The organism is Dulcicalothrix desertica PCC 7102 (genome assembly GCF_003991905.1).
Taxonomy (GTDB): domain Bacteria; phylum Cyanobacteriota; class Cyanobacteriia; order Cyanobacteriales; family Nostocaceae; genus Dulcicalothrix; species Dulcicalothrix desertica.
Genome location: NZ_RSCL01000035.1, coordinates 18,983 through 38,328 on the forward strand (window position 1 = coordinate 18,983; position 19,346 = coordinate 38,328).

Annotated in this window: 22 protein-coding genes; 9 read left to right on the forward strand and 13 right to left on the reverse strand. The window is 37.8% G+C overall.

All coding sequences use genetic code 11. The features are described 5' to 3' along the window. From DSM106972_RS44000 to DSM106972_RS44010, 3 genes are all read left to right on the forward strand, one after another. The coding region (locus tag DSM106972_RS44000; RefSeq protein WP_158632973.1) for a hypothetical protein at positions 1-249 on the forward strand (249 nt) is incomplete at its 5' end. A gap of 9 nt (positions 250-258) precedes the next feature. Further along, entirely contained in the window at positions 259-1,239 is a 981-nt protein-coding gene (locus DSM106972_RS44005; RefSeq protein ID WP_127086640.1) for a P-loop NTPase family protein, read from the forward strand. Next, complete coding sequence (locus DSM106972_RS44010) at positions 1,236-1,961, forward strand: DUF6753 family protein (RefSeq protein ID WP_127086641.1); 726 nt, start codon at positions 1,236-1,238, stop codon at positions 1,959-1,961. Before DSM106972_RS44005 ends, DSM106972_RS44010 begins: the two co-directional genes overlap by 4 nt. A 47-nt stretch (positions 1,962-2,008) precedes the next feature. On the opposite strand, the gene DSM106972_RS44015 is transcribed toward DSM106972_RS44010, so the two are convergent. Continuing rightward, a complete protein-coding gene (locus DSM106972_RS44015) occupies positions 2,009-2,239 on the reverse strand; it encodes a hypothetical protein (protein WP_127086642.1) in 231 nt (76 codons plus the stop codon). Between the two features lie 112 nt (positions 2,240-2,351). Here DSM106972_RS44015 and DSM106972_RS44020 point away from each other — a divergent pair, with 112 nt between their 5' ends. Further along, entirely contained in the window at positions 2,352-6,104 is a 3,753-nt protein-coding gene (locus DSM106972_RS44020; protein ID WP_127086643.1) for a hypothetical protein, read from the forward strand. 99 nt (positions 6,105-6,203) lie between these two features. Here DSM106972_RS44020 and DSM106972_RS44025 read toward each other — a convergent pair whose 3' ends face one another. After that, positions 6,204-6,692, reverse strand: a complete 489-nt coding sequence (locus DSM106972_RS44025) for an aminoglycoside phosphotransferase (protein WP_127086644.1) — start codon at positions 6,690-6,692, stop codon at positions 6,204-6,206. Between the two features lie 550 nt (positions 6,693-7,242). Further along, the gene (locus DSM106972_RS44030; protein ID WP_127086645.1) at positions 7,243-7,563 is read right to left on the reverse strand and encodes an NIPSNAP family protein; all 321 of its coding nucleotides are present in this window, start codon (positions 7,561-7,563) and stop codon (positions 7,243-7,245) included. A 251-nt stretch (positions 7,564-7,814) separates the two neighbouring features. Here DSM106972_RS44030 and DSM106972_RS56090 point away from each other — a divergent pair, with 251 nt between their 5' ends. Then, positions 7,815-8,096, forward strand: coding sequence for a class I SAM-dependent methyltransferase (locus tag DSM106972_RS56090; protein ID WP_411675397.1), 282 nt, complete (start codon positions 7,815-7,817; stop codon positions 8,094-8,096). Between the two features lie 104 nt (positions 8,097-8,200). Here DSM106972_RS56090 and DSM106972_RS44040 read toward each other — a convergent pair whose 3' ends face one another. The 4 genes from DSM106972_RS44040 to DSM106972_RS44055 form a co-directional block, all read right to left on the reverse strand. Continuing rightward, complete coding sequence (locus tag DSM106972_RS44040; RefSeq protein ID WP_127086646.1) at positions 8,201-9,832, reverse strand: cyclic peptide export ABC transporter; 1,632 nt, start codon at positions 9,830-9,832, stop codon at positions 8,201-8,203. Positions 9,833-10,015: 183 nt separating this feature from the next. Then, positions 10,016-10,669 (reverse strand): GAP family protein, encoded by a 654-nt coding sequence (locus DSM106972_RS44045; protein WP_127086647.1) that lies wholly within the window; start codon positions 10,667-10,669, stop codon positions 10,016-10,018. 43 nt (positions 10,670-10,712) lie between these two features. Continuing rightward, positions 10,713-11,879, reverse strand: coding sequence for an ABC transporter permease DevC (devC, locus tag DSM106972_RS44050; RefSeq protein WP_127086648.1), 1,167 nt, complete (start codon positions 11,877-11,879; stop codon positions 10,713-10,715). 393 nt (positions 11,880-12,272) lie between these two features. Further along, a complete protein-coding gene (locus DSM106972_RS44055; protein WP_127086649.1) occupies positions 12,273-12,902 on the reverse strand; it encodes a TetR/AcrR family transcriptional regulator in 630 nt (209 codons plus the stop codon). Between the two features lie 98 nt (positions 12,903-13,000). Here DSM106972_RS44055 and DSM106972_RS44060 point away from each other — a divergent pair, with 98 nt between their 5' ends. Both DSM106972_RS44060 and DSM106972_RS54395 read left to right on the forward strand, forming a co-directional pair. Beyond that, complete coding sequence (locus tag DSM106972_RS44060) at positions 13,001-13,447, forward strand: DUF5367 family protein (protein WP_127086650.1); 447 nt, start codon at positions 13,001-13,003, stop codon at positions 13,445-13,447. 63 nt (positions 13,448-13,510) lie between these two features. Next, complete coding sequence (locus tag DSM106972_RS54395; protein ID WP_186538766.1) at positions 13,511-13,687, forward strand: hypothetical protein; 177 nt, start codon at positions 13,511-13,513, stop codon at positions 13,685-13,687. A gap of 25 nt (positions 13,688-13,712) precedes the next feature. Here the strand turns inward: DSM106972_RS54395 and nuoH are convergent, their stop codons facing one another. The 4 genes from nuoH to DSM106972_RS55185 form a co-directional block, all read right to left on the reverse strand. Next, the gene (gene nuoH / locus DSM106972_RS44065; protein WP_127086651.1) at positions 13,713-14,831 is read right to left on the reverse strand and encodes an NADH-quinone oxidoreductase subunit NuoH; all 1,119 of its coding nucleotides are present in this window, start codon (positions 14,829-14,831) and stop codon (positions 13,713-13,715) included. A gap of 83 nt (positions 14,832-14,914) precedes the next feature. Further along, a complete protein-coding gene (locus tag DSM106972_RS44070) occupies positions 14,915-15,802 on the reverse strand; it encodes a helix-turn-helix domain-containing protein (protein WP_233787535.1) in 888 nt (295 codons plus the stop codon). A gap of 104 nt (positions 15,803-15,906) precedes the next feature. Then, positions 15,907-16,521: a hypothetical protein gene (locus tag DSM106972_RS44075; protein WP_127086652.1), complete on the reverse strand. Its 615-nt coding sequence runs from the start codon at positions 16,519-16,521 to the stop codon at positions 15,907-15,909. Between the two features lie 64 nt (positions 16,522-16,585). Further along, positions 16,586-16,708 carry a hypothetical protein gene (locus DSM106972_RS55185; protein WP_267901220.1) on the reverse strand — a complete coding sequence of 41 codons (123 nt, stop codon included), beginning with the start codon at positions 16,706-16,708 and terminating at the stop codon, positions 16,586-16,588. Positions 16,709-16,896: 188 nt separating this feature from the next. Here DSM106972_RS55185 and DSM106972_RS44080 point away from each other — a divergent pair, with 188 nt between their 5' ends. Together DSM106972_RS44080 and DSM106972_RS44085 are read left to right on the forward strand one after the other, a co-directional pair. After that, complete coding sequence (locus tag DSM106972_RS44080) at positions 16,897-17,499, forward strand: TetR/AcrR family transcriptional regulator (protein WP_127086653.1); 603 nt, start codon at positions 16,897-16,899, stop codon at positions 17,497-17,499. 94 nt (positions 17,500-17,593) lie between these two features. Continuing rightward, a complete protein-coding gene (locus tag DSM106972_RS44085; RefSeq protein ID WP_127086654.1) occupies positions 17,594-17,827 on the forward strand; it encodes a hypothetical protein in 234 nt (77 codons plus the stop codon). A 49-nt stretch (positions 17,828-17,876) separates the two neighbouring features. Here DSM106972_RS44085 and DSM106972_RS44090 read toward each other — a convergent pair whose 3' ends face one another. Then, complete coding sequence (locus DSM106972_RS44090; RefSeq protein WP_127086655.1) at positions 17,877-18,929, reverse strand: AI-2E family transporter; 1,053 nt, start codon at positions 18,927-18,929, stop codon at positions 17,877-17,879. A gap of 156 nt (positions 18,930-19,085) precedes the next feature. Continuing rightward, positions 19,086-19,346: MarR family winged helix-turn-helix transcriptional regulator (locus DSM106972_RS44095; protein ID WP_267901221.1), on the reverse strand; the 261-nt coding region annotated here is incomplete at its 5' end.

Below are 19,346 nucleotides of genomic sequence, written 5' to 3' on the forward strand. Positions count from 1 at the left end.
GTGGATGAAGCAACTAGAGAGCGGATAGCGATGGAAGCTTGCTCCAGTTTGCTAATCCAACTCAACCAAATTTACGCTGTAGTTGGGTTAGAGCTACCTAACTATATGCTTTTATCCCATCAAAAAGAATTTATACAGGCAAATGGTCAGCTAAAAACTAATTCAACACAAAATTATCCCTCTGTTGAGGAGCAGAAGGAGCAAATAGGGCAATTTAATTACGATACTGATTCGTTTAGCAGTTGGTAGGTAAGATTTATGGATTTTCAACAGCCTAAAAGAAAACGAGGCAGACCTAGAAAATATATTGCTAATTCTAATGTGGATAATTCAACAACAATGAAAGAAAACACAAATTTAAATAACTCTCCGACAGAAACAGCAAGTGAAAATAAAAGGGTTTATATTGAAGATTGGGAGCAGGAACTTGATGGAGACTCAAACCCAGCTAACTTAGATTTATCTGAGCATGATAATACCTCAAATAATGAACTACCATCAGGTTCGGGCGCCATACCGTTTGATGACTTAGAAGAAAATCTCACTCATTCAACAATAATCCATATTATAGATGGCGAGAAAGGTGGCGCCGGGAAATCGTTTGTTAGTAAAACTTTGATTGAATATTGCGTCAATGCTGATTTAGATTTTGCAATTGTAGACGCGGATACGAGTAATCAGGACATTGCCAAACTATATCATGATGTAAAGCCAGCGTTTTTTAGCGATGATGAAAAGCAAGCACATGATGCTGATGAAATATTCGATTTAGCGTTAGAAAGGTCAGTAATTGTTAATTTACCTGCTCAAGTTTACACAAACGTTACTAACTGGATAACGCGCAACAGCCTAACTCAATTAGGTAAAGAGCATTCAATTACTTTCATTAAATGGTTTGTGTGTACTGGCGGGGTAGATTCTGTAAATTTCTTCCTCAAGTCATTGAATGATTTAGGAGGTGATGTAACTCACGTATTTGTAAAAAATATGGGGTTATGCGATGACTGGAACTATATAGATAAAATGCCAGAGTTTATAGAAGCGCAAAGGGTACATCAATTTACTATTATGAACTTTCCTAAATTCCCGTTTTGGGAACGCAACATGGTTGACCGTTTGGGAGTTACTTTTTCTGGCGCCACAATGCACCCTGATTTTAAAGTGATATCCAAGCAGCGGGTGAAAAATTTCCTTAAAGAAGCGTATGCAGCATTTTCTCTCACGGGGTTAATCAGATGAACCAATTGCAGGACTCTCAACCCACATCGTCTAACGAACACAAGAACCAAACTCCAGAAGATTTACTTGCCGAAGCTTTAAAAGGAAAAACCGAACGATTTAAGCGTCGGGTATTGGACTTTGTTTCTAAGAGTGGATTATCTCAAGATGACCCTTTGTTTCTGGTGTTAGTTGCTACTGGTCATTTAGAAGCAATGCTTGAAGAGGCGCCTGAAACCTTACAATTACTCTTTAAAAATTGGAATAAAGACTTAGCTCACAATTTGGAATTGGTGGAACAAGTAGCAGTAGAGCGGCAGAAAGTAGCCATTAACCGCGCGGCAAACGCTTTAATTCATGAAAGCTTAGTACGCGAGGGAAGAAATCTAATAAATTCAGTCATTCCCGCCGCTATTCTATTTTTCTTTACCTTGGGTGTCGGCTTTATCACAGGTGTTTTAATGCCTCCCTGGATTACTGGAATAATTGGCGGAGGGTATACAAAGGTACAGTCAACGCTCTTAACTTGGAACGAGTTAGACGCGATGAAATGGGCAATGTCCAATGAAGGAAAATTTGCCAGGAATTTAATCAACTGGAACCGGGGTTATTTAGATAATACAGAGTGCGTTAAGGATGCTCAAAGATTAGGTCTGGTTTTATCACAATTTGGACGCAAGGCAAAGTCAGGATACTGTTTCGTATGGGTTCTTCCACCAGAACAGCGAAAGTTTAGTCCCTAAAGCTGAACTTTAACGCTTATGGAAAATTTTCCACAAGCGTATAAGCGTTAAATCTCGATAAAGTATTTATTGTAATACTCTTCAGACTTTGTATTGTCGATTGTTTCCTGTTGCTCAATTGCAAGTAGTTCTTTCAACTTCTCCTCTTCGGGGTCATAAAAATCATCATAGTTTGCATATCCCTCGCTCAAAAGTTCATCCGGGGTCATAGAAGACTCTATCTGGTATCTAGTTGTTATTGGCTGATTATTTGGTTCGGGAGCAGATTTCTTAACCATCTTATTTACCTCTGTGATACCAGTTTCTATTTTAGTACACCAACAGCTAGAGAGATTAATTAGCTTTGGTAACTTCTGACTCTAGTCACCACTCATACTTGCCAGAAGTACTATGGTTTTAAGACTTAATCACTTTGATACGAAAACAAATCTTAACACTGGAATACAAGAAAAACTAGAAAATACACTTGCTGAATACTTATTTCCTGGTGTTGAATTTAGCATTGGCACTGCTTATACTGAAGCCACAATACCGTCCGATTTACAAGAACATAATGGTATGACGTTACAATTTTCAGCGGGCAGTAGAATGTTTTTTGCAAATGACCCAACTATCCGTGATTCGTTATACCCAAATCCTTCGGATGGCGCCGCTTACCCTTTACCTTTTACACCTTGTCGCACTTTTCACTCCTTAAGGAATGTAAGAATTTTAGTTATTGACGACACGACAGGCGAAAACGGTGGTGTGATTGCAAATAGTGATGCTCGAAAGCTGGTTGGTGATTGTAAAGGATTGATTGATAAGACTTTTGCTGCATCAAATAACATTGAACCGCGCGCTTTTCAATTTCGGCTTGGTATTCGACCTCAAGAAGAAAGTCCAGTTATGCGGATTGCTAAAGGGACACTGGCGCCTGCAAAGCTAGATAAATTTGGTGAGTCGTTTTTTCGCATGGGTGGTAATACCAGAGATGGAACTCTACGCAGTAAAGTTGGCTACGATATGGTACTTGCCACTTCTTGTTTCAAAGGTAGAAAGGGAGAAGACGCAATTAAACCAGGCGAGTATATGCTGTCTGTTGGTTTAGGTGTAAAAGCATTAGCTTTATATAGAGAACACAGTTTAGGAACTCAAATTTTAGTAAATTACCCATCGGCAGTAAAAAAAGAAATTTTACCTATCATTAAGCAGCAAGCAGAGCAACTAGCCCACGACCAGAAAGATTTAAGGCGCCTTGCACAGCGGTATGTTGAAACTTACGAACGTCGTAAAGCGTTATTGGCTAAAAGTTTAGAATCAAATTTCCAAGAAGATATAAATGATAAGTTTTCTATATTTGATAGTTTAGATTCAGGCGGAGAAGTTGATAACGCTACTGATGGAGAAAGTTTATCTTATGAACAAAAGGATTTATTGCTGTATTCATTATTAAAAAATGATTTGTTTAATTACTGCCAACTCTTGGAACATCCAAAAATAATTACTGAGCTTCAAGAGTTTGCTCGCAAAGAGTGGGTTGAGATAGCAACTGGACGCTCTATTAAGTTTACTTCTGGTCTGGCTCAACCAAATTTAGACTTACAACATAATGAAATATGTGTTCCTACAATAGATGACGGTGAAGAAATAATAGTCACTCGTTCACCGTTAATCAATTCAAATGGTGTTATCACGTTAAAAAATAAGCACCTACCAGAAATGTTAAACGGATGTGTTTACATTCACCCGAAAACAGCTATGGATAATATGCAGTGTGATTTTGATGGCGATTTGCTGGCATTTGCTGCAAGTAAGAGCTTTCCTCACCTAGCAAGGGAAGTTAAAGAAAAAAATTTGGCTCATAATCGTTATCCCGATATAGTCAAAAAAGCTAAAGCACCTTATATAGGAACGTTTGAGCAAATAGCTGTTGATGCAATGTCAAATAAAATTGGCATTATTGCTAACGAAATTCAAAAAAATATCGCCTCACAGTGCGAAATTTGTGCTATGCCACAAACCGAGAAATTAAACTATCTCAAACAAGTATCAATTCATTTTAGTAAAGTTTTACAAAAACATCAACAAGGTAAATTAAAGATTCCAGATAAAATTTTACAGAAAGTCAAGCAAGTTACTGATGTAAAAAGTCAACAAACTGAAGAAAAATTACACTTAGTTAAAAATTTATTAAAAGATTGTGTTGCTGAACTTGGTAACGAGTTGCAAATTGCTACAGATGGCGCCAAAAGTGCATTACGTCCAGATAACTCTATTATTGCATACTGCCAAGCTATTACAGACTATAAAGAAGTTGAATGGATATCTGATAAGAAAAATTCCGAAGCATTTACTAATAGAGGCATGAAAAGTAATAGTTATAGCCCAATTGATTTAATGATTCAACAAACAAATCAAATATTTGAGCAAAGGCAACTTCATGCTAGACCAATTGAACAGTTTAAAAAATTATATCCTGAGATTGGATTAACTGACCCTCATAAAGAACAAGCGCAAACAATTAAAACTGAATACAACTCACTAATCAAACAACGTATTACATTAGAAGATAGAAAAAAATTAGAACCGGGTCCTTATCTTGTAATTACCTCCCCTACAAGTGGGAAACAATTAGAAATTACCAATTTAATTAAATTTGATGTAGCTAAAAATCCACAATTTTGGAAAGCATCCGAACTAAATATCCGCCTCCAGTCAAGGGCACCATCAGCAAAAATGCCACATTCTTTAAAAGCTACTGCCAAATACTTTGATGCTGATGGTCAAGCAAAAGATATCACGATTGGCACAATCAGTATGAAATCGATGAAGGAACATGACCTCAAACCAGGAATGTCAATTAATCAAGGCAAAGTCGAATTCCACTTTGGCATCAGCGATGGAATGATAGATGCTTTAAAACAGCAAACCACCGAATACGTTGAGTCCATCAGAAATAGTACACCAGAACCTGAAAAGCTACAGTTAGCAGCAGCAATACACGATATCACTCATACCGAGGAAAGTAAGAATTATCAAGGACTCAAAAGGGCGGGTGTTGCGTTCGCCATATTCCCCAACGAAGTAGTAGCTCAACTTCGCTCTTTACAGTTTACCAACATGAGGGTAATCGGCGCCCAGTTTAATGAATGTGCTGGTATAAATTTTAGAGGTGAACAACTTGCGATTAAATTTGAGGATGGCATAAACCCTCGTGACCCAACAAAAACTGCGCGTTGGGTAACTGTAGAAGGAAAAAAACTTGGAACTATAGATGCGCGCTCCCCTCAACTAATTGCAGGATGTTCAGCACTGGCAACTATCACTTCTTCCCCAAACACCAGCATTATCGTCACCAGTCTTAAAAATCCTAACAACAAATTACAAATTGATAATACTGATAGATATGCTTTTGCTGGTCGCGATTGGCAAGCAGAGCAGACTAACATAACCTTTAATGTACAACAGAGGAATACAACTAAGGCGCCTGTTGTTATAGCATTATTGGGAAATCAAGCTTTAGGAGTGCTAAACAAACAATCAGCTAACTTTCTACAATCTCAGTTAGCTAAAGGAGGTAAAACAATACAAGGGTTAACAATCACTGGTATAGTAAACAACGCACCTGCAAGTTATGCGGATATTGTTATAGACCCCGAAAGCGTTAAGCTTCCTGATATTCAAGCAAATAACAATCAGCCTCTTGTTGCTAAAGTAGTATTTTTTGAAGCAACTGTTGATAGTAACTTACAACCATTAGCTGACCAGATGATGTGCAATATGTTGCTGCGCGCGGTTGATAGAGCTATCGAGCGAGGTTACGACACTATCCACTTCGTTGATATTTCCCCGCACCATTTAGATAACCCCTCACCTGCTATAAAGTTGATTCAGGAATTAGGCGCCACGCGCAAAGATATCAATATAGAATACTTTGATGTTGCATCGCCAAAAGAAGCCATAGCAAATTTAACAGAACCGGATGACATTGCTCTTGGGATTCGCAGTAAAGAAACCATTAACATTATTGGGTATACTGCAAACCAAGGAAAACCAGTTGCAGCATATATTCCCGAAACTGGAAAATTTGACAGGTATAATTTACCCCCAGTTAAAAAAGCACTTACAGCCACGAAAACTGAAATTGAACGTGATGTATGAGGCGCCTATATTACGAGTATCGAGAGGTTGTCACAAAATGTGACAACCTTTGATTAGTATATTTAGACTAAAGCAACAACAACTTTGGAGTTTCGAGGCTCAACAAAGCTGTTTCTGTCTGCTTATTGAAGTTGTTGCTGCAATAGAGCTAAGTACCTGTTCAACTTCGGATGGTTGATATTTTAACTTTTCTTGAAGTTGCGCGCGCAATATCCCTAACTTTTGGTAGCTTCCATCAACCTTATCTTTAATTCCTAAACGTCGTGCAGCAGTACGAATACGAGACTGCGGCAGCTTTTGTATCAACAGTTGAAGGGATTCTACATCTGTATTATCTGGCATAGTTGGCACCGATAAATCTGATGCTGCTGTAGATATAGTTGTCGATTCGGTTGCAGCTAATTGAGGCTCTGGTTTATTTGCGTTATCAGGTTGTGGGTATATTCGTTGAAAGTTCATTTCTTTGTTTGCTGCGACATTATTCCACAACTGTGTTAAGGATATGCATGAATCTAACACTATTGTAGTGGTCATAGTCACACAAAGTACTACAATAGCTGTTGTTAAGAGGTGTTGAATGGATTGCATTTTCTGTCTCTCCAAATAAATCGCGCGATTTTCGAGTGCGCTGGGTTTCACCTAGATTAGCCCGTAAGGGCTTGGAGTTACGCTTTCTGCTTAACTCAAACTTGTTCTTGGTTATGTTAATTGTTTTTCAAACTTTAAATCTCTACTCAATGCAGGCTGTTATACAATTTGCGGCGTTGCTTATTTCCGGGATGAACTAGCGCCTGAAACCATTAATAATTGGTTAGAAATTGGGCAAACCCATCCCATGATTCAGCAACGCCCAATTTGCAATACAAGTGAATACGCGCGAACGCACTATTTACGCAGGCGCCTTTTCGATCCTCATTCGCATTCCTGAATATGCCCTCTGCCTCGAACGGCAATTTTTGCCGTTCGGTAAAATTCATATGGCGCAACATTATTCGGCAGACACCTAATTTACTGTTCAAAACTTATGTATTATAATCAGCTCCGCACGTCAGAACTAGGTACAGTTTGTAATAATTTATATTTTCTAATTGAGGGAGTTGCTAGAGAAATTTGCACTCTCCGTGTTATGCTGTCACAATCAACGACTGATAACGTCACCTAAAACTGGACGCATAAACGAGCGCTCATAGCTAACAATACACTTTGTTCGACGTGCAAATTCGTATGCTCCTTGGCAAGCTAAATCGTGCTGAGAATCTATACGGTATTTCTCGTAGGCTGCAAGGCTAGGAAAACTAAACAGAGCTACAGAAATATTATTAGCCCCCTCGTGTGGGAGAAAGTAACCGTGATGCTTGCCACCAAATTTTTCTACTAAAGGAATCCACATTTGTCCGTATGCTTCAAAATCTGAAACTTTATCAGGGTCAATGACGTAGCGTAAGTAGCAAGTAATCATATCAATTTAATTCCACTTTCAACCCTACTTTATCAGCTTTTTCGCGTAATAGACATCTCCGTCCAATAATATAGAGACGTTACATGTAATGTCAGAACAAGGGTTCAACATAACGCATAATTAAAGTTTATTGCTTACAAAAATAGTAATAACATAAATTTTTATAGAAATGGGTTAAATAAAATTTAAAGCTTTTTTTACTCATAACCGGTGTTGCAGCCTGAATTAGATACCATCAAGTAGGTATTAGCATAAATTTCAAAAAGTTAACTGTCAGGCGCGATAATTTTTTTGATGTGATCACCTCGCTGTATTGCCTGCATAACATTGAGGATAAAAACGAGCGAGCCAAAGCCCTGTCTCAAATTGTGAGAGTGCTAAAACCTGGAGGAGTGGCTTTTTTGGGCGAGTACTTTCCAACCAATGAGTACAGGGAGTTTTTTGAGAAAGCAGGCTTTAGAGTCGAGCAAAAACAATATATCGCAACCGCTCTAGCTCCCATGTGGATTGTCAGAGTTGAGAAATCTAGGTAGCTAGTTTCTCAGTCCGGGGATGCGGGTGTGAATTAACCTGTGGTTCGGTTGCGTGAGAAAACAGAGTTTGGTTCATTGGCACCAGGCTACATAATTGGTCAGAATTAAGTATTCAGGCGCCTATCGCTTTCAACTTTTCCATAATCAAGTTTGATAATTCTATCAGCTACATGAAAATATTTATCATCATGACTAATCACCAAAACCATTTTTCCTTGCGTTTTTAGTTCTGGTAGCAGTTGAGTGTAAAAAATTTCTTTAAAAACTGGGTCTTGGTCAGAAGCCCATTCATCAAATATATAAATGGGACGGTCTTCCAAATAAGCAGTTAGCAGCGCTAACCGCTTACGTTGACCTTGAGATAACGATGTAGTAGAAAAGTAACCATCCTTTATTTGTACTTTATGGTCAAGCTGAAGCTTCACTAAATAATCTTGCATTTGAGCGTCTAAATTAGAACCTTGAAAACCCAGAAGTTTTTCAAATAGATAGAAATCAGCGAAGATAGCAGAAAATTGCTGGCGATACCACTCGCGGTTTTTATCAGTAATATTTTCTTCATCTAATTTTATGATTCCATTTTCCGGAATATAAAGCCCAGTTATTAATTTGGCTAATGTTGATTTACCGCTACCATTACCACCAATAATAAATACTAATTCTCCTACCAAAAAAGACAGGTTAATTGGTCCCAGTGTAAACTTGCTAGCGTCGCGTTCGTTTATGTAAGTATGAGTTACTTTCTGCAACTCTAAAGATGATTTAAATAATTTAGCATTATTATAGGTTTCTACTTCTGGTTCAATAGTGGCAGCGGCTAAAGATAACCCCAGTGATTCAATTTTCTCCAAAGCAATATTCGCTCTAGCCATCTCTGGTAGAGTATTTAATATAATCCTCAGTGGGGTCAACATGAAAAGGATAGTTAAAGCATAAGCAGATGTTAAAGACTGTGAAAGTTCAAAGAAATTAGGTAAAACAAATACTAGTATACCAATAGGGATAAATAATGCTGTTAAACCCCAACTTCCAGCAATAGCGATAATATCTCCTGCAGCTTCTCGTTTCTGCCGGTAAGCACCCGCATTTTTCTCCAAGTCTTCATATAGAAATGCTTGGCGCCTCTGCGTATGTAACTTGAGTTCTTTGATGCCTTCAATTGTTGTACGAAAATTCTGGAATAACTTGTCTTGCTCTATTCGAGCTTGTTTGAAGAAATATCTCCCTCGACTCAGGAAAAAATTTGTGCTGATAACTCCCAGTATTATACAACTAAATACTAGTAAAAATACTGTTATAGATAGCCAACATAAGTAAATCATGCAAGCCAGCGTCATAGCAACAGCTACACATAAATTAGAAAACATTAAAGATGCTGAGGAAATCGCTTCTACATCATCAGTTAATGTTGCTAACAGCCTTGCTGTACCTATTTGCTCAACGATATTTAGCGGACAAGCTAAAATGCGCCGATTTAACATTAGTTTTAAATTATATGTGATTCCCTGTACTAGTTGATTCAGGAATATCTGGGAAAATGTCATCGAGAATAAAAGCAATATACAAAAGCCAATAAAGCTGCTACTGAGTATAATTTTGTTAGATTGTGAGTTGGCGATTGTCATATTAATTAACGCAATGATACCAGCATTAGCAACACCTGTACCAATCCCAGTTAAAAAAGCCAGAATAATCCTTGTCTTGTCTGTGGATAGAAGCAGACGTATAAATTTCATAACAGTAGATTCCGCCTTAATCAAAATGACGCTTATGCAATTATACCTTGCGAATTATTCAATTGCGCGATGTTGGAAAGGTACGGCGCCGATTATCTTTAGGTTAGGAATTATCTTTTAGTAGACCAATACAATAACTTTGTAGTAGTTTATAGCTACTCATGGCTTTATGCAATAATTAAACTACCTGAAATAACTATATAAAGAATCAATTAACAACCAAATTCCAATTATCAATAATAGTATTTGGAAAACTTTAGGAGAGTACTTTATTATTTTATGAGCAATTAAAAGAATTAAATGAGCAGACTTTTCTCGAAAAAACACATAAAGTAATAGCAAAACAAGTAGTGGTGACACAAAAATTAAGTTATAAAAAATTAAAGTAAAAATTACTTCAAGAGAATTTAATCTGCTTTGAACGATACGTTCAATTGCGATAATGTAAGGTAAAGCTGTCGGCGCCTCCAGAAAAGTAACGCTGAGTCCGAGCAAAAAAGTATTAATTGCTTTATTGACCTTTGGCTTATCAATACTTCTTTGTGATGAAGATGAATTCATTGTTAAAGCAAATCCAATCATGACTACACCAATTACAAATTGAATGACGTATATAAACAAGCCAATATAACCAATCAAATATTCAATCAATTTTGCAAAACCCAGCACAAACAACCAACCAGCAACAAAATATGCAACAAATACTCCCACTATAAAAGCAACAGACCGTCTAACAGGGTTAGGTGTTAAAAGTAAATAAATTTGTAATATGGTTGCCGTTGGATTAATGCTATCGGCAAGGGCAATTACACCAAGATAAGTCAATAGTCCGAACATGATAATTTACTATACCAATAGTACTCAAGTCTTAATGAGCTACTTAAAATACATCTGCTGGGTCGGCAGATTGAAGTTTACGCAGCGCAATTGCACCAGATAAAGTACACATAATTACTGTTAGGGTAAATACATTAATGGCACGATTAAGTGTCATGCCGATTGGCAATAACGTTACTACATAGGCAATTTGATAAATTCCTAAAGAAACTAAATATCCAGGTATAAAACCAAAAGTTGCTAGCAGTAATGCTTCTTGCATAAGCACACCAACAAAATACTTATCCCCATAACCCATTGCTTTCAATGTTGCATACTCTGGCAGATGATTAGCAACATCGGTATAGAGAATTTGATACACAATGACAATGCCAACGATAAAGCCGACAATTACACCAAGCCCGAAAATAAAACCAATTGTCCCCCCACTTTCTATATAATGTCTTTCCGCAGCAACAAATTCTTCATGAGTAAAAATTTTTATATCCTTTGGTAATGCATTACTCAACTGCGTGCGTATAGATATCGGATTGATTCCTGGCTTCAATTTAATTAAACCAACATCAATTTCATAGGGTTGACGCTGGGAGAATAGCTTCAGAAATGTTGAGTCACCAACAATAACGTTACCGTCGGCAGTAAAGGAAGTACCAAGGGTAAAAAGACCGCTAACACTAATATCATGACGGTTTAAAGTCGCTTCTATCTGTCCCTGCTTTTTTAGCAACTCAGCTACATTTCCATATTCAGGACGAGATGCCAAATCAAACAGTGCGGAATTTAAAAGCCTTAATTCTGAAGCATTTTGCTTTAACTCTGGTAACTTAAAACTGGCGCCATCTGGCTCAATACCCCAAATCATAATTGCACGGTCTATACCCGTTTGTGAGTTTCTCCACTGTCCCATCGCTAAATAAACATAGCTCACGGACTGCACTCCTTCATAGCTCAAGACTTGATACAGTCTGTCTCTAGTAAAACTTTTTGTTGTCGATAAACTTTGAAATTGCTTATCCACTACTATCAAATCCCCATCCAGCGCTTCGTTAGCTTTTGTAGCACTGGTATAAAGCGATGCTTCAAACCCCATTTGCACGAAAATAAGGATATCCGCAAAGGCAATACCCGCAACAGCTACAGCCAAACGTGTCTTTTCCTTCATTACTTGGCGCCATGCCAGAGGTGTTTTGCGAAATAATTTATTCAGCATCTTATTATATATCGAACATTCGTTATATAAAACATCAACAAATTCAAAGCTAAATTATTGTCTTAAGGGACTTCCAAATAAAAAAATCTCCAATATGTTCTTGTGGAATGGGCATCCTGCTCGTTCATTTAAAGAAGGCAGGCAAGGATGCCCACCCCACATTCCGGGAGAATTAAATTTTTGGAAGTCCCTAAGTGCGAATCCATCAAATTCGCAACTGACACTTTCACTGTACCAGCTAGACGGTAAATACGTCAAGAAAAAACCGTCTGGATGGTACAGTTAGGTTGCACAAGCAACTTATCGTAGGATTTGGTCGGGTAAGTTAGGGGCGTTTTTTGAATGGTATTGTGGCGGAAAAGCTGTTTTTATTAGATTCATTGCCACTTAACATCAATCTGGGAAATACCGTTGTAAGTAAGCGATAAGTAACTGCTTGGTTTCAGCTAAAACTCGGTTTTGAAAGGCGCCATCGCGTGATAATGCTAACATGTCAAGCGAACAGGCAACTTCAACACTAACTGTCGCAATTAGTTCTCTGTGACTTTGCTCTATAGTAGGATTACGAGCGGCAAAATAAATGGCGAGTTGTTGGGCAAGCTCTTGATAGAATGCCGCATTCATTGCAACTGTTGTCGAGATTAGGCGAGATTGAACGAACACTGTGCGAAATCCAGGATTTGCACTTACAAATTGGTCAAATCCATCTACCAGTTGGTTAACGTAAATATCGAGCGGTATCTGCATTGCTTCGTCAGTATGAAGAGCCGCAGATAGTTCTCTAAGTTGATTGAGATAGCGCTCTAGCAATGCATGAAAAATAGCTAGCTTGTCTGGGAAGAAGCGATACAAGCCCCCAACAGAAGTATTTGCTTGTACAGCAATTTCATCAGTTGTTACAGAATCGTAGCCAATAGAGGCAAACAAATCAGCCGCTGCATCAAGAATTTGGTTAAACCGCTTACGACTCCGTGCTTGTTGTGGCAAGCGCCATAGTACTTCTGGACTTGAGTCAGTCATCATTTAAATCTTGGGTTGACAAAAGCGAGCTTTTCCTCGCATAATAGAAACGCGAGGAAAAACTCGTTTATCAATATACAACCTTTTTGCTGGAGGAATCTATGAAACCTACAACTCAATTTAGTTTGGCTGACAACCACGTTCAAATGAAGAATTCGCTCACAATTTTATTCGTTGCTCTAGGTGCTGCTTTTTGGTTAATAGGAGCAATGATTGTTAGACTATTAGGACAGACAGTTTTTTCGGAAAACAATCCGTACTTAATACTAATGTTTGTATTGGCTATTCCTATTACATTCGGTTTTATATTTATCACCCGGAAAGTAGCTAAACTAGAACAATCTGAGATTTTAAGACCTGTGGTGATAATAACATATACAGCAACATTCTTAGACGCTATTGCAATGACTTGGTTCAGGAATCTTTACTCCAGTTCTTTTGAGGTTTCGTTTTTTGGTGCGGCTTTCATATTGTGGGGAGCTGGTAATGGTTTATTTTTAGCTCACTTTTTAACAAATAAAAATAATAACATTGCAAGTCCGAATTAAAATTTTATTACTTTTTCAGCAAGCCCTAATTACTGCTGTAATTTGTGATTTGATTAAAAGCGAATGGCACTACTGAAATTTGGTTATCTATGGACAGATAATACGCGGAGCGCGCTCTCAAGCTATCTTAAGCGACTGAGAGCGCGTTCTAGTTTTAGGGCAGCGATTCACAACGATGAAATGCCTTTACCAATGCTTTTAGCAGGCTTACGCAGGACTTTTCTGAGTATCAACACTTAGCAACTTAATGTTATAAATTATTAAGCTAGCCACCGAAAGCAAAAGGAAATATTAACTTGAGAGCAGCAGTTAATAGTAAATTTACTAATGCAATTGGTAGCAAAAACTTCCAACCTAGATTTAGTAACTGGTCAATACGAACGCGCGGTACTGTCCACCGTAAAAGAATTGCAATAAATACGAGAAAGTACGTTTTGAGCAAAGTCATAGTTATCCCTAAACAAGCGGTTACAACTTGTAATATCGGATGAGTGCTACTAATACCTAACCAGTTTGCTATTAAGCTAATTGGAATTGGGAAATCCCAACCTCCCAAATATAAAATCGAGACTAGCAAGGCAGATAGAACCAAGTTGACATAAGAGGCAATATAAAACAGAGCAAATTTCATCCCAGAGTATTCTGTTTGATAACCTGCTACAATTTCTTCTTCGGCTTCTGGCAAATCAAATGGCATTCGTTCGCATTCAGCAAGCGCTGCTATCCAGAAAATAATGAAGCCTATTGGCTGGCGCCAAATGTTCCATCCTAAAATACCGTAACCAGATTGCTGATTAACAATATCAATGGTACTTAGGCTGTTAGACATCATGACTACAGCTAAAACACTGAGAGCTAAAGGAATTTCATAACTAATTGATTGTGCAGCAGCGCGGAGTCCTCCTAACAAAGAGTACTTATTATTTGATGCGTAACCAGACATGAGCAAACCGATAGGCTGAATGCTAGATAAAGCAATCCACAAAAATACACCTATACCAACGTTGCTAATAACTAAATTTTGCCCAAACGGTATAATCAGGTATGAAATAAATACTGGAAGTATTACGATTATCGGGCCAAGCGTAAACAGCCAAGCATCCGCCAATGCTGGTACTACGTCTTCTTTAAATACCAACTTTAAACCATCTGCCACCGGGGCTAATAATCCTAAAGGGCCTATATACTCCGGGCCAATACGTTGCTGCACTGCGGCAGAAATTTTTCGCTCTTGCCATATACAAACAAGTACTCCTACAGTTGCGACAATCAGCATTAGTACCATCGGTAACGGCATCCAAATAAGCTTTGCGGCGCCTCTTGATACTCCCAAATCTACAAGAGACTGGATAAAACTTCCTTGAAGGTCTAGTTCTGCGTTCATTTTGCTCAAATGATGTTTCTTATAAAAAAGCAAAATTGGCAGTTCTGTGTCTTACAGATTATTCAGATTTTTGTAAGTTATTACTATTTTTGCTGAAAGTGTTTGGGAGTGATGCCCAGCAAACGTTTAAAATGCAGGTTCAAATGACTTTGATTTGCAAAACCTACAGTTACAGCAACTTCAGCAATACTCATTTTTCCTGCTCGCAATAACTCTTTGGCAAGTTCTATCCTGGTACGGATGACAAATTTATGAGGAGTAACACCTGTCGATGCTTTAAACAGCTTTAAAAAATAACGTGAACTCATTTGTACTAACTGAGCCAGTTCTGCCAAACCTATATCCTCATGAAGATGTGCATGAATATAATCAATCACTACTTGCAACTTGTATCTCGGCAATCCCTCTGTATAATCAGGTATTACAGGTTTTTTGACGGAGTAATTTTGTAATATATGAACAGCCAAGGCATTCGTCATCGTTTCTGCATATAAACGACTAGCCATAGTATAGTTTTCCAACGCTGATTTTAAAGCCAGCCCAATTTGGTAAACCAAAGGGTCAGATATTGCAAAATGTGGAGCAATTTCTACTTGATCAGGATCCAGTGCTTCATAAATTGTACGCTTAAAAACTAACGGTTCAAAACCCAGTAAAATAGTACTAAAAGTTTTATTCCATCGCGCGTGAGTCCCTATATTTTCTGGAGTAATTACAATATCACCTTTAACTACTTGTTTGTGATGCAGGCGCCCGTCTAAAGTTTGTTCATACTCAATATCTTCTGGCACTTGTGTAAAAATAGCGACACCTAATTGCGGGGCAAATACTTCGGGAGTTTCATGAGCAGGTTGGTTATCGTATGCAAAGTAAACTCCATCCCACGATAAAGCGAGATTAGTAAGAAGTGGTAAACGCGAGTAAACACGTTGATAACCTATTTCTTTTTCTTTTGAAAAGTCGATATTCAAAGGTTTAGTTACTGTTTTGCAAATAGCTTGAAACTCATTTAAGTTCCTGGTAGTTCGTAAACAACGTGGATTTATGCGTTCAACACAATCTAACAAAGAAGGGATTATTTACCAAAAAGCCCTGAGTAATTATAGCCAATGCCAATTAATAATCCAGCATCAGTATTGTTATTGAGAAAACCTACATTGACCCGAAATGTTCCTGTTAGTTCTTTAGATATTGGAACATCTACACCTGCTGATAGTAAAGGGTCTAATTTGAATTTACTAGTAACTCTAATCAGCGTGCCACCACCAATAAAAGGTGAGGCGATTACTTGCCCTGCTCCATTTCTTATTGGAATTGAACCTGTTAGAGCTAAAGCACTAGTGGCTGTACTATCACCAAATATTGTTGTTGCATCATGTAAAGCAAAATTTTCTGTGAATGCTGTTTTACCAAGAATGGCAAAGTTATTATCTTTGATACCCGTAGCATCTCCACTGATGCCAAGATTGCCACCAACTCCTATGTAGCTTTGTTGATAATGTCTATCTTGTTCATTTGGGTTAGTTTGAGATGTTGGCTGTATTTGGATAGCTTGAGCAAGATTGCATTTTTTTGAGTTCAAAGGGGCGAGGGTTTCACCCAAAGCTTTATAATCACTCTCAAAAATAATTGCAGCAGCAGAGAATATTAAGATGATAAATTGAATCAAGTTGTAGTTAATTTTTTTCACTGGTAAAACTCCCCTTTCGCTTTTTCAACTGTTAAATTGACGTGAGTTCAACGATTTGAAAACTCTAAATTTTCTCAAACTCTTCTTCTGTTTTTCCTGTCCCTGTAAATGTTGCAAGATTCGATTCCATCAAGTCTTTTTGAAAAGAATCTGGGCTGTTTGTCTTCTCTATCTTTAGTGTTTCCATGACTCTAATCCCCAATTATTTAAATAATTATAGCTAAATACTATACCGTCTGGACGGCTCTTAAGCTTAGTGTACCAACTAGACGGTAAGATGTCAACAAAAAACCGTCCATGTGGTATAGTATATGTATGCGAGCATAATACGTTAGTAAAAACAACAGTTTCGCAATAGTTCAACACTGAGGTTTTATGAAACCTGCTGAAGTTCCCGCACCAAAAGTACCAAAAGGCGCCAGTCAATCCAAAACTGGCGCCGCAACTCGTGATAAACTTCTTTCAGCAGCGATTCAAATTATAATTACTCAAGGTATAGAAAGACTGACTCTAGATGCAGTCGCACGTTCTTCATCTGTTAGTAAAGGTGGTTTGCTTTATCATTTTCCCAGTAAAGAAGCTTTGGTAGCTGGGGTAATAACTTATTTAATTGATGATTTTAATGCAGTAATTGAGAAAGAATTAGTACGCTCAAATACAGATAACCCTTCAAAGGACTGGCTTAAAGCTTATGTACGGGCAAGCTTTAATAGTAGTCAACCACCCCTAACTCTTATTGCTGGCTTATTTATAGCTGTTACACATAATCCAGAGTTAGTGGAACACGCGCGCTCTGGGTGTGCCGAATGGCAACGTCACTTTGATGAAAGCGGTCTTGACCCAGTTCATGCTGGTATTATTCGTTTAGCAACTGAAGGTTTATACCCTACAGAAATGTTTGGTGTTTCACCAATCAAAGAACCTTTACGCAGCCAGTTAAAAGATGCAATCTTAAAATTAATAGATTCTCCAAATTAATTGGCGCCCGATTTGATAAAAAAATGGATAGGTAGCAAAAATGTTTAGCAATGATTATAAATATTATAATATTGACGCTTTATCTCCATATAAAGTGGTTACATATTTAGAGAAGCACGGATGGAATAAAGTAAGAGAAGCAGAAGATATATCCGTTTGGATATACGATAAGCATGATAGTAAATTTGGCATGTTTGTACCTACTTCTGATGATTTTGTTGATTATAGACAGAGAACAATTGAAGTTTTAGAGACTATTCAACAAGTTGAAGACCGTTCGACTTTTGAAATTTGTAAGGAGATTCAGGATATACACTTACCGTCTTGAAACATCCATATCACGTATTTACCTATTTTTACATACTTTGGTTTTGTTGTCATGTTTCTTTCATGGCGCCTGAAGTTCTAATTGCATCAGCTAAAATTTTAATAAAGCTGGCAATTGGCACTGCCAAGAATAATCCTAACGGCCCAGCGAATCTGGCGCCTAAGAAAAGCGAGATTAAAAGCCAAAAAGGGTTTAAGCCAACCAAGTTACCTAAAATACGGGGAGCTATCAATGTTTCATTTATCTGACCAAGTATAACAGTCACAACCAAAACTTTGATTCCGACCCAAAAATCTTGAATAGTTAATATTAACCCTATTATTGCAATGCTGGTGGCGCCTCCTAGTGGGATTAAGCTCATAATGCCAATAACCACCCCAAACAGCAAGCCAAAAGGTACATTTAACAGTAAAAATGCACTAGTTTGTAAAACTGTTAAAATTGTGGCAATGATAAATTGACCGGAAATAAAATTTTCAAACGTTTGGCGTAGAGAATTTTGTATTTGTTCTCTCCACCATAAAGGCAACCAACTCAATAAACCTTGCCAAACCCTGTCACCGCTTAAAGTCAACACCAGCGTGAAAACAAGGATTAAAAACACGTTTGCAATACTACCAAGAGTTTCAAAAGCAACATCAAACGCCCGACTGGCAATCACTTGTACTTGGCGAAGCAATTGTTCGCTAAACTGAACAGTAAGCCCATCTAAATTTATTGGTAGCTGTCGAGCTTCGACCCAAGCATTGAGAACATCGACTTGCTTGTCAATTAATTCAAGCCAATGGGGCAAATTAATTAGTAATTCGTTAGCTTGTAGAATAATTTCAGGCACCAACGTTAGTGCGAGAGCAACTAAACCAACCAGGGCGCCTACAAATACTATCACTACAGCCAACACTCGCTTTAAACCTAGTTTTTCCAAAAACCCAATTGGATAATCTAGTAAAAATGCAAACAAAATAGCTAGAACAACTATTGTAGCTAGAGGTTGCACTTGTTGTATGAGTAGAAGCAAAAGCCAACCGTTGAGAAATAGCATTGGAAAAAACAGCCCCCAACGGAATTCAGACGGAATTAATGCGATAGCTTTCTGTATCATATGCAATAACTACCGGATAAAGTGGTGTTAAATATCATCAACTATCTTACTATACCATCTAGACGGTACAGTAAATATTGAGCTTGAAAATGGTTCGTATTCCTTAACGAGGCGATACCATGTCATTATTTCTACGTTCATAGCGTAAAGATTGAATCATTTATTAAAATCTAAATTTGCAATAGAACGTAGAAGATACTCATTAAAATCATGAAGCTCTCTTGACGTAAAATTTGAGAAAAAGCGCTTTTCGGTTTCATCTACTATACAGTCGCCTTCACGCAAAAGCTCCTCACCACACTCAGTTAGATAAGTCTCTAGCACTCGACCACGTTGAGGAGGGCGCCGAGTAATTAGTTTTGCTTGCTCCAAGCGTTGCAACATTGTGGTAGCAGCTTGTGGAGACACAAAAGCAAT